9 protein-coding genes are annotated in these 9,464 nt (G+C 71.9%); 3 read left to right on the top strand and 6 right to left on the bottom strand.

Features of this window, described 5'->3' with window-relative positions; translation table 11 throughout:
- Positions 1-65: 65 nt before the first annotated feature.
- The 3 genes from AB0I67_RS36085 to AB0I67_RS36075 form a co-directional block, all read right to left on the bottom strand.
- Positions 66-1,007, bottom strand: coding sequence for a M23 family metallopeptidase (locus AB0I67_RS36085; protein ID WP_357933293.1), 942 nt, complete (start codon positions 1,005-1,007; stop codon positions 66-68).
- Positions 1,008-1,121: 114 nt separating this feature from the next.
- Positions 1,122-2,222 (bottom strand): chromate efflux transporter, encoded by a 1,101-nt coding sequence (chrA, locus tag AB0I67_RS36080; RefSeq protein ID WP_357933290.1) that lies wholly within the window; start codon positions 2,220-2,222, stop codon positions 1,122-1,124.
- A gap of 137 nt (positions 2,223-2,359) precedes the next feature.
- Positions 2,360-3,547 carry an MFS transporter gene (locus AB0I67_RS36075; RefSeq protein ID WP_357933287.1) on the bottom strand — a complete coding sequence of 396 codons (1,188 nt, stop codon included), beginning with the start codon at positions 3,545-3,547 and terminating at the stop codon, positions 2,360-2,362.
- A 14-nt stretch (positions 3,548-3,561) separates the two neighbouring features.
- Between AB0I67_RS36075 and AB0I67_RS36070 the strand changes: the two genes are divergently transcribed.
- From AB0I67_RS36070 to AB0I67_RS36060, 3 genes are all read left to right on the top strand, one after another.
- Positions 3,562-4,134: an XRE family transcriptional regulator gene (locus tag AB0I67_RS36070; RefSeq protein ID WP_357933284.1), complete on the top strand. Its 573-nt coding sequence runs from the start codon at positions 3,562-3,564 to the stop codon at positions 4,132-4,134.
- Between the two features lie 83 nt (positions 4,135-4,217).
- Entirely contained in the window at positions 4,218-4,805 is a 588-nt protein-coding gene (locus AB0I67_RS36065; protein ID WP_357933281.1) for a carboxymuconolactone decarboxylase family protein, read from the top strand.
- A complete protein-coding gene (locus AB0I67_RS36060) occupies positions 4,802-5,743 on the top strand; it encodes an RNA polymerase sigma-70 factor (protein WP_357933278.1) in 942 nt (313 codons plus the stop codon). Before AB0I67_RS36065 ends, AB0I67_RS36060 begins: the two co-directional genes overlap by 4 nt.
- Before the next feature lie 168 nt (positions 5,744-5,911).
- Here the strand turns inward: AB0I67_RS36060 and AB0I67_RS36055 are convergent, their stop codons facing one another.
- The 3 genes from AB0I67_RS36055 to AB0I67_RS36045 all read right to left on the bottom strand — a co-directional run bounded on the left by AB0I67_RS36055 (position 5,912) and on the right by AB0I67_RS36045 (position 9,342).
- A complete protein-coding gene (locus AB0I67_RS36055; RefSeq protein WP_357933275.1) occupies positions 5,912-7,834 on the bottom strand; it encodes a glycosyl hydrolase family 18 protein in 1,923 nt (640 codons plus the stop codon).
- Between the two features lie 152 nt (positions 7,835-7,986).
- Positions 7,987-8,943 carry an NAD(P)/FAD-dependent oxidoreductase gene (locus AB0I67_RS36050; RefSeq protein WP_357933272.1) on the bottom strand — a complete coding sequence of 319 codons (957 nt, stop codon included), beginning with the start codon at positions 8,941-8,943 and terminating at the stop codon, positions 7,987-7,989.
- A gap of 78 nt (positions 8,944-9,021) precedes the next feature.
- Entirely contained in the window at positions 9,022-9,342 is a 321-nt protein-coding gene (locus tag AB0I67_RS36045; RefSeq protein WP_357933269.1) for a plasmid stabilization protein, read from the bottom strand.
- Positions 9,343-9,464 lie beyond the last annotated feature (122 nt).

The following is a 9,464-nucleotide window of genomic DNA, read 5'->3' as shown; positions in this document are numbered from 1 at the left end:
CGAGCGTGCTCGCCCGGCGGGACCCGGATCACGAGGTCAGGGAGGAGTCCTCCCCGGAGGTACGGCTAGCCGCAGTGCTCGAAGGGGCTGGTGTAGGAGCTGCTGCCGACCGAGCCGCCCCAGCGCACGCACTGCCCGGCGGCGTGCAGGCGGACCGGGCCGGCGTAGTACCCGAAGTTCCCGGCGTCGGTCACCCGGCTCTCGCCCTGCGGCTCCAGGAAGGCCGAGACCGCGGTGTTGACGCCGAGGTTGGTCGACTTCATGGTCACGACGCAGTTGTAACCGTTGCCGGAGTTGTACAGCAGGTAGGTGGTGCCGCCGCTCAGCCCGGCCGAGTCGACGACCGAGTAGCCGCTGCCGCACGCCTCCTGCGGGGTGTACGGGTTGGTGCCGCCACCGCAGGCGTTGGTGCTGGTGATGGCCTTCTTCTGGCCGAGCGAGACGGTGACGCCCTCGACGGTCGGGCTGGTGTCCATCCCGCCGCCGGAGAACCGCTGCTCGTAGTGCAGGTGCGGGACGGAGGTGCCGGTGGCGCCCACGTTGCCGATCTGGGTGCCCTGGCTGACGCCCATCGAGGCCCCGGCCGCCCGGACCATGCTCGACATGTGCGCGTAGCGGGTGCGGGAGCCGTCGGAGTGGTGGATCTCGACCCACTTGCCGTAGCTGGTGTTGCCGTAGTCGTAGAAGTAGGCGGTCCCGGCGGCCGTGGCGCGCACGGGCTCGCCGTTGGTCTCGTCGCCGCCGTAGTTCTGCCAGTCGATGGAGCCGTTCGGGTTGTGGCCGCCGGTCCAGTTGTTGGCGTAGAAGGTCTTGCCGCAGTTGAAGGGGCTCTTGTGCGAGACCGCCAGCAGGGCCGTGGCGTCGGCCGGCTGGTCGGTGGACTGCTCGGCGGCGGGGTCGGCGGGCGGGTCGCCGGCGGTGCTGGCGGGCACCGCGGGCAGGAGGGCCACCACGCAGGCGGCGAGGAAGGGGATCGCGGATCGAAGGGCCTGGGGAAGTGTCACCATGCTCGCCTCTCAGGCATGTGAGGGGGGTTTAGAGGCCGATCATGAACGTAACTCCGAAGGATCCCTTCATCAATACTGATGACTTGAAATTTTTCGCCCCTCCGGGCGGGGCCGTTAGGACAGCCAGACGTGCACGAGACCGACCAGCGCGCCCGCGGCGATGTACCAGGCGTTGTTGAGCCTGGTCCGCCAGAGCAGCACCAGGGTCACTATGGCGATGGCCGCGGTCAGCGGGTCGACGATCGAGGCGCGGCCGAGCTGGAGCGAGACCCCCGCCATCAGCGCCAGCGCGGCGGCGTTGAGCCCGTCGAGCAGCGCCGAGGTCCACTCGCTGGAGCGCAGCCGATCGGTGATCCGGGTGAGCAGGCCGACGAAGACGAAGGAGGGCAGGAAGATCGCCACCGTGGCCAGGAAGGCGCCGAGCGGCCCCGCCACGAGGTAGCCGATGAACGTCGCCGTGGTGAACACCGGCCCAGGGGTGACCTGGCCGATGGAGACGGCGTCCATGAGCTGCTGCTCGGTGATCCAGCCGAGCCGTTCCACGAAGTCGCCGCGCAGGAAGGCCAGCAGCACGTAGCCGCTGCCGTACAGCACCGAGCCGATCTTCAGCATGGTGAGGAAGAGCTGCTCGTTCACCCCAGACCCCAGCAGCGGTACGGCCAGCAGCCCGTGCGCCCCCGGCCGCCGCGCCAGCCGTACCCCTGCCGCCAGCAAAGCCCCCGCCGCGAGCACGACCAGCTCGTTGACGCCAAGCAGGTAGGCGGCCAGCGCCGCGGCGGCCAGCACGCCGAGCCAGACCGTCTTGATCACCGTGCGCAGCAGCCCGAAGAGCGCGTGCGCGATGATCGCGATCACCGCAGGGACGATCCCGTACAGCAGCCCCTCGACCGCGGGCGTCTGCCCGTAGGTGACGTACGCCCAGGCCAGGGCGGTCACGATCAGCGCCGCGGGAAGGATGAAGCAGACCCCCGCCGCCAGCAGCCCGCGCCGGCGAGCGCGGTCGTAGCCGAGGTGGATGGCCAGCTCGGTGGAGTTGGGCCCGGGGATCAGGTTGGTGGCGCCCATCAGGTCGGCGAAGCGCTCGTCGGTGACCCAGCCGCGACGGCGCACCAGCTCGTCGCGCATCATCGCGATGTGCGCCGCCGGGCCGCCGAAGGCGATGGTTCCCAGCTTGAGGAAGAGCAGCGCGACCTCGCCCACCCCGTGCGGCTTCACCCGGTCCCCTTGTCGTGCGTGTGGTTCCTGCCGGGCCATCCTGTCGCAACGCGAGGGCGTGCGGAGGCCGGGGAGGGGCGCTCGGCGGGCGTGGCGGCGAATCGTCCGCTGATGTCCTTCCGGCGGTAACCCGGCGTTCAACCGCCGGGCCAGGTCGCGGGCGGGCGCCAGGCGAGCGTGGCCGCCGCCGCGGCCACGAACAGGCCGGCCAGTACGGCCCAGCTCGGCCCGCCGAGGAGCTGGAGCAGGCCGGTGACCAGGATCGGCCCGAGCACGTACCGGGAGAAGGAGCGTCCCATGCCGAACACCGCCAGATGCTCGGCCCTGCCCTCCGCCGGCGCGAGGGCGTAGGACAACGTCCAGGCCGCGCTGACGGCGAGCAGCTCGCCGAGGGTGAGCAGGACCGTGGCCGCGGCGAACCAGCCGGCCCAGTAGCCAAGGCAGGCGGCGGCCAGCAGTACCGCGCCGGCCGCCTGCCGGCGGCGGGCCGCTTCGGGTGTGGCGGTCAGCCGGGCGGCGGGGAGCTGCAGCAGGACGCAGAGGACCGTGTTGATCGCGTACAGCGGGCCGATCCAGGGCCGCAGGGCGGGCTCCTGGAGGGCCAGCCAGAGCGGGAAGCCCAGGTTGAGGACCGGCTGCCAGAGCTGGAGCAGGGTGTCGAGCCCGGCGAGGGTCAGCAGCCGCGGGTTCCGCCAGGGGCTCGGCCTTTCCAGGTCTCCGGGCGGGCTCGGCTTCTCCAGGCCGTCGGGCGGGCTCGCACGGGGTGCGGTGCGGAGGGTGAGCAGGAGCGCGGCGACCACGACGTACGCCGCGGCGTTGGCCAGCAACACGACCTGGAAGGAGTCCCGGGTGCCCGAAGCGGTCAGCAGCCCGCCCAGCAGCCCCCCGGCACTGATCGCCAGGTTCGCGACCGTGCGGTAGTGCGCCATGACCCGCTCCCGGCGCCCCGCCCCGGCGAGCTCGGCCGCCAGCGCCTGGGTCAGCGTGACGATGCCCTGGTCGGCCACGGTGACAAGGCACGCGGCGGCGAGGAAGGACGGCCAGCCGCCGACCACCATGTACCCCGCGGTCCCGGCGGCCCGGGCCAGATGCAGGGCGACCAGCACCCGCCGGGTCCCCAGCCGGTCGGCGAGCCGGCCCACGGGCGCCGAGCAGAGCAACGCGAGCGAGCCACCGAGGCCCAGCCCCGCCCCGACCTGCCAGGCGGGTAAGCCGGCGTGCTGGGTGAAGTAGACGGCCGACAGCGCGAGGAACAACCCGGAGCCCAGGTAGTCGACGAATCCGGCCCCGACCAGCAGACGTACAGAATATTGTGTCTCCGGCATACTATAATGTTCTCATGGAAGAGGTGACGCGCATTCTGGCGGCCAACGTGCGGGCGGCCCGGCAGGCCCTGGGCTGGCGGCTGGAGGATCTGGCCACCAGGTCCGGGGTGAGCCGCAACATGGTCCAGCAGATCGAGACGGCCAGGACCAATGCCAGCGTCGCCACGCTGGCCAGGCTCGCGGCCACGCTGGGCGTGCCGATCGGCGTGCTGGTCGAGCCGCCCAAGGAACTGGGGTACGTGGCGCGGGCGGCGGAGGTGCTGGAACGGCCCGCCGGCCGGGCCAGCCGGTCCAGGCTGCTGGTCAACGACGGGCAGGCGCCGTTCGTGGAGGTGTGGGACTTCGTGATCGCGGCGGGGGACGAGATCCGCTCGCCCGGGCACCCGGCGGGCACCCGGGAACTGCTGCACCTCTATGAGGGGGAGCTGCAGGTGGGGGTCGGGGGAGCGGAGTTCGAGCTGCGGGAGGGCGACGCGTTGCGGATGCGCGGTGACCGGCCGCACGTGTACCGCAACCCGGGGACGATCGTCGCGCGGCTGGGCATGACGGTGGTGTACTCCGGTGAGCGCGACCCGCGCTACGCCTGACCCGGCGGCCTCGGCCGGTGCGGTGTCACACTCGGGCGGCGGGCGGTGTCTGCATGGGGAGAGCAGATCCGAGGAGGAGACGCATGACCGGAAACCGGATTCCCCACGCCGAGATCACCGGCCTGTACGGAGCCGTGCTGAAGCGGGCGAGCAAGCGGATGCTGGGCGAGGTGCCCGATTCGCTCGGGGTGCTGTGGCACCATCGGCCCGTGCTCGGCGCCACCCTCGGGATGGGCCGCAAGGCCACCAGGTGGGACCGGTGCGACGAGAACCTGAAGTCCTACGCGCACCTGGCGGTGGCCGCCCTGGTCGGCTGCTCCTTCTGCCTGGACTACGGGTACTTCCGTGCGCACAACGAGGGGCTGGACATGGCCAAGGCGCGTGAGGTGCCCAGGTGGCGGGAGTCGGCGCTGTTCACGCCGCTGGAGCGGGACGTGCTGGAGTACGCCGAGGCGATGTCGCGGACGCCGCCCACGGTGACCGACGAGCTGTCGGCCCGGCTGCTGGACCGGTTGGGGCCGGCGGCGCTGCTCGAACTCACCGCCTTCGCCGCACTGGCCAACCAGACCGCCCGGATGAACGTCGCCCTCGGCATCGAGGCGCAGGGCTTCGCCGCGGCCTGCGGCCTGGAACCACTGGCCCGGCCGAGCGGCGCCACCCCGGCCCCATGACCGAGCCCTGCGATCCCGAGCACCGCCGGCCCGCCGACGGCCTGCGTCATGAGCGAACCCCAGCCGAGGATCCGTTCGTCGGTCACCGCAGGTTGCTGTTCACCGTCGCCTACGAGGTGCTCGGTTCGGCCGCCGACGCCGAGGACGTGGTGCAGGAGACGTGGTTGCGCTGGGCCGCACTGGCCCCGGCGTCGCGGGACGAGGTGGTCGATCCGCGCGCCTACCTGGTGCGGAGCGTCACCCGGCAGGCGCTCAACCGGCTCCGCACCCTGGCCAGGCGGCGGGAGGAGTACGTGGGGGAGTGGCTGCCGGAGCCGCTGCTGGTCGGCCCCGACGTGGCCGAGGACGTGGAGCTCGCCGAGAGCGTGTCGTACGCGATGCTGACCGTGCTGGAGACGCTCGGGCCGGCCGAGCGGGCGGTGTTCGTGCTGCGCGAGGTGTTCGCCACGCCGTACGAGGAGATCGCGGCGGCGGTGGGCAGGACGCCGGCGGCGGTGCGGCAGATCGCGCACCGGGCGCGGGCGCACGTGAGTGCGCGGCGGCCGAGGACCCGGGTGAGCCGGGCCGAGCAGGACGTGGTCGTCGAGCGGTTCCTGGCCGCGGTGCGCGGCGGCGACCTGGGGGAGCTGATGGAGGTGCTCGCCCCGGACGTGATCGTGGTCGCCGACGGCGGCGGCGTGGTGAACGCGTCCCGGCGGCCGGTCAGGGGCGCCGGGCGGGTGAGCACGCTGCTGGCGACCCTGACCCGGCTGGAGCTGGACTTCGAGGTGGCGCCGATGCGGCTGAACGGCGGGCCGGCGGCGCGCTTCGAGCTGGAAGGGCGGCTGGACGCGGCCGTGGCGCTGGTGATCGAGGACGGGCGGGTGAGCCGGATCTACGTGGTCCGCAACCCGCACAAACTGGGCCGCCTCGACCGGGAAGCGGAGCTGGGCCGCTGAGGGGCGAAAAGCTGAGCGGCGGAAAAGCTGAGCGGCGGAAAAGCTGAGCGGCGGAAAGGCTGAAGGGCGGAAAAGGAAGCGGGTGCGGCGCCCGGAGCGCCGCACCCGCCCGTCCTACTCCGGCCGAGCCCTCCTCGGATCAGAAGGGGCGGGCCGGGTCGTGCCGGCTCAGCCGAGCCCGCTCTTCATGGCCGTGATCAGCTCGCCGTTGGTGGTGTCACCGGAGAGCTCCCAGAAGAACGCGCCGCCGAGGGCCTGCTGCTTGGAGTAGCTCATCTTCCCGCCGATGGTCGCCGGGGTGTCGTAGCTCCACCACTGGTTGCCGCAGTGCGCGTAGGCGGTGCCGGCGACGGTGCCGGTGGCCGGGCAGCGGGTCTTGAGGACCTTGTAGTCCTCGTTGCCCTGCTCGTAGGTGCCGGGCGCCGGGCCGGTGGCGGTGCCGCCGGGGGCGGACTGGGTGACGCCGGTCCAGCCGCGGCCGTAGAAGCCGATGCCGAGCAGCAGCTTGCTGGCCGGGACGCCCTTGCTCTTGAGCTTCTGGATCGCGTTGTCGGAGTAGAAGCCCGGGGTCGGGATGCCGTTGTAGGTGGTCAGCGGGGAGTGCGGGGCGGTCGGGCCCTGCGCGGCCCAGGCGCCGAAGAAGTCGTAGGTCATGACGTTGTACCAGTCGAGGTACTGCGCCGCGCCGCCGTAGTCGGCCGCGTCGATCTTGCCGCCGGAGGTGCCGTCGGCGGTGATGGCCGCGGTGACCAGGTAGTTCTGGCCGAAGCGGGTGCGCAGAGCCTGCATGAGGTTCTTGAACGCCGCCGGACCGCTGGTGTCACAGGTCAGGCCGCAGGCGTTCGGGTACTCCCAGTCGATGTCGATGCCGTCGAACACGTCGGCCCAGCGCGGGTCCTCGACCAGCTTGTAGCAGGAGTCGGCGAAGGCGGCCGCGTTCTGCGCCGCCTGGCCGAAGCCGCCGGACCAGGTCCAGCCGCCGAAGGAGAACAGCACCTTGATGTGCGGGTACTTGGCCTTCAGCTTGCGGAGCTGGTTGAAGCTGCCGCGCAGCGGCTGGTCCCAGGTGTCGGCCACGCCGTCGACGCTCTCGGCGGCGCCGTAGGACTTCTCGTAGTCGGCGAAGGAGTCGCCGATGGTGCACTTGCCGCCCTGGACGTTGCCGAAGGCGTAGTTGATGTGCGTCAGCTTGGCGGCCGAGCCGCTGGTGTCGATGTTCTTGACGTGGTAGTTGCGGCCGTAGACGCCCCACTGCACGAAGTAGCCGAGCAGCTTGTTGCCGCCGCCGGTGCACCCGGTGGTGGTGCCGGAGACCGGCGCGCTGGGGGCCGACTCGCCGTTGGCGTTGTACGCGCGCACCGTGTAGGTGTGCGAGGTGCAGGTGCCGAGCCCGGTGATCGTGGCCGAGGTGCCGGTCACCTGGGCGACCTGGGTGCTGCCCTCGTAGACCCGGTAGCCGGTGACGGTGCCGGTCGAGGAGCCCCAGGACAGGGCGATCGAGGTGCCGGTCACCGAGGAGACCGACGGGGCGCCGGGCTGGCCGGGCGCGCCGTTGCCCTGCTGGGTCGAGGCGGTCAGCGGGGCGCTGTCGGCCGAGCGGTTGTTCGCGGCGTCCTTGGCGCGGACGGTGTAGGTGTAGCTCGTGCCCGCGGTCAGGCCGCTGTCGGTGTAGGCCAGCGTGGTGCCGTTGGTGGTGGTCACCAGGGTGCCGCCGCGGTAGACCTCGTAGCCGGTCACCCCGACGTTGTCGGTCGAGGCGTTCCAGGCCAGCGCGATGCTGCTGGTCGTGGTCGCCGTGCTGCGCAGGTTGCCCGGCACCGTGGGCGCCTGGGTGTCACCGCCGCCGCCACCGCCGGCCTTCCACAGCGCGGGAACGTTCGGCGGCTCCCAGCCCGGCAAGGAGGTGTGGCCCTGGACGGCGGTGTAGTCGGTCCCGTTGTAGGTGACAACCGCGCCCACGGCGTAGGTCGTGTAGGGCGCCCATGCGGGCGCCATGGTCCGCACCGCCGCGTGGGCGCTCGGCACGGTGGCGATGAAGGTGCCCCCGGGGATCAGTAAGGCCCCGAGAGCTGCGACGAGGAAACGCTTCATGAACTGCTCCGGCTGTTGGGGGGTGGGAGCTCTCTAAAGGAATCTAATAGGAAAGTTTCCTTTAAATTAAGCCGGAACGTATCTCCTGACAGAAAAGCTGTCAAGAGTCGGCGGGACCGCCCCACGTCAGGAGGGCGGCCCCGCTCCCGCGCTCAGCCCAGCGCCGCGACCGCCTCGCGGGTCTCGGCCATCACCAGGTCGGCGTTGATCTGCGCCCCGGCGGCGGCCCCGGCCGCCGCCGACGCGCCGACCTGCGCCATCAGGTCGCTCACGTTGCCCGCCGCCCAGACTCCGGCGACCTCGGTACGGCCGGCGGCGTCCACCGGGATGTGCTCGCCGACTCCCATCGGGTGCTCCACGGCCTTCAGCCCGAGCCCGTCCAGGAACCCGGCCCTGGCCACCATCCGGGTCGCCACGGCCAGCGCCTCGCGGGCGACCACCCGCCCGTCGGCCAGCCGCACGCCCGACAGCCGGTCCCCGGTCACCTCCAGGCCGGTCACCTCGCCCGCCTCGACCCGGACGCCACGGGCCGCGAGCTGCGCCCGCTCCTCGTCGGTGAGCGGAGCCGCGGTGTGCGTGAAGTAGACGACGTCCGCGCTGAGCTGCCGGAACAGCAGCGCCTGGTGCATGGACATCGGCCCGCTGGCCAGGATCCCGATGGCCTGGTCGCGCACCTCCCAGCCGTGGCAGTACGGGCAGTGCAGCACGTCGCGGCCGAAGCGCTCGCGCAGCCCCGGGATGGCCGGGAGCTCGTCGGACAGCCCGGTGGTGACCAGCAGGCGGCGGGCCCGCACGGACCGGCCGTCGGCGAGGGTCACCACGAAGCCGCCGGACTCCTCCTCGCGCCGGGCGCTCGCGATCTCACCCTGCACCACGTGCCCGCCGTACTGGCGCACCTCGGCCCGGCCCAGCGCCAGCAGCTCGGCCGGAGGCATGCCCTCGCGGCCCAGCAGCCCGTGCACGCCCGAGGCGGGCGTGTTGCGCGGGTCGCCGGCGTCGATCACCACGACCGAGCGCCGGGACCGGGCCAGCATCAGCGCCCCGTTCAGTCCCGCGGCGCCTCCGCCGGCCACCACCACGTCATAGCTGTTCAGCAACTTGTCGGTCATCTCGACCACCTCCGTGCCCCGACTATGCGGCACGTCTGGCCCAGGGCGCAAAGTTCGTTGCCGAAACAGCAACGCCGGTTAGCCGAGCGCCTTCTCCAACTGGGCCTTGGTCATCTTCGACCGGCCTTCGATGTTGCGCTTGCGCGCCTCGGCGTAGAGCTGCTCCTTGGTGCGGCCCTGCGAGCCGGAGTGCGAGCGCAGCCCGCCGCGCCGGCTGGAGGAGATGTCCTGGGTCGAGGTGCGGCTGGCCGTCTTGGCCTCCCCGGACCTGGCCCGCTCCTTGTTGACCGTGCGGGCGGCGATCTCCTTGGCGCGCTTCTCGCTGGTCCCGCGCTTGCGCGCGCTGTCCTTGATGTGCTCGTACTGCCGTTCCCGCTTGGGGCTGGATCCCCGAGGCATGGCACTCATCCTTTCGACGTGGACCCTTCCAGACCGACCCCTGCCCACTTTCCGCCCCAGCTCTCCCAAGCCCGGGCAAAACGCTTGCCGGGCCGTGAAGATCATGGAATACTCCTTTCTAA

The organism is Nonomuraea sp. NPDC050310 (assembly GCF_040655795.1).
Lineage (GTDB): Bacteria > Actinomycetota > Actinomycetes > Streptosporangiales > Streptosporangiaceae > Nonomuraea.
This window is presented reverse-complemented; position numbering and strand designations above follow the sequence as displayed.

What these genes read in the sequence shown, in the direction of transcription:
- AB0I67_RS36085 (WP_357933293.1), bottom strand. Translation starts at nt 1,007, where the DNA reads ATGGTGACACTTCCCCAGGCCCTTCGATCCGCGATCCCCTTCCTCGCC.
- AB0I67_RS36075 (WP_357933287.1), bottom strand. Translation starts at nt 3,547, where the DNA reads ATGCCGGAGACACAATATTCTGTACGTCTGCTGGTCGGGGCCGGATTC.
- AB0I67_RS36070 (WP_357933284.1), top strand. Translation starts at nt 3,562, where the DNA reads ATGGAAGAGGTGACGCGCATTCTGGCGGCCAACGTGCGGGCGGCCCGG.
- AB0I67_RS36065 (WP_357933281.1), top strand. Translation starts at nt 4,218, where the DNA reads ATGACCGGAAACCGGATTCCCCACGCCGAGATCACCGGCCTGTACGGA.
- AB0I67_RS36060 (WP_357933278.1), top strand. Translation starts at nt 4,802, where the DNA reads ATGACCGAGCCCTGCGATCCCGAGCACCGCCGGCCCGCCGACGGCCTG.
- AB0I67_RS36055 (WP_357933275.1), bottom strand. Translation starts at nt 7,834, where the DNA reads ATGAAGCGTTTCCTCGTCGCAGCTCTCGGGGCCTTACTGATCCCCGGG.
- AB0I67_RS36050 (WP_357933272.1), bottom strand. Translation starts at nt 8,943, where the DNA reads ATGACCGACAAGTTGCTGAACAGCTATGACGTGGTGGTGGCCGGCGGA.
- AB0I67_RS36045 (WP_357933269.1), bottom strand. Translation starts at nt 9,342, where the DNA reads ATGCCTCGGGGATCCAGCCCCAAGCGGGAACGGCAGTACGAGCACATC.